The following is a 409-nucleotide window of genomic DNA, read 5'->3' on the forward strand; positions in this document are numbered from 1 at the left end:
ACCGTGCACACTGCTTCTTTGGTTGTGGCCTTGTCGAGCGCGATTACGGGCACATGGTAGCCCGTGAAATTCGCCAAGACCTCCGTGTAGAACTGTTGGACGATTGGCCAGAGCTCCTGCATTCGGCCGTTGGCGTTGGCCCAGGTGACGAATTCCATCTGCCAGGCCATCCCGTCGAACGCCCGGGCTAGCGGGAAGACGAGGTTCTCGAACTCTCGCTCGGTGCTAGAATAGTCCTTGTCGATGGAGCGATTGAAGTCGTAGCGAATGACCTTGTCCGCCGGCACGGAGAGGATCGCCTCTTCCCGATCGACTGAGGGATCAAGCGCCTGCCTGATGTCGATATAGAACCACCGCTCCACCGGCTGCTTCTTGGGTGTGATCGTCCTTACTACCTGCCCGCGCAGCG

1 pseudogene is annotated in these 409 nt (G+C 59.2%); it reads right to left on the reverse strand.

The features are described 5' to 3' along the window. Positions 1–362 (reverse strand): annotated as a pseudogene (locus tag AC1D0P_RS30765) (hypothetical protein); the annotation flags it as partial. Positions 363–409: the final 47 nt, after the last annotated feature.

It is taken from the genome of Polaromonas sp. P1_G2 (genome assembly GCF_056405515.1).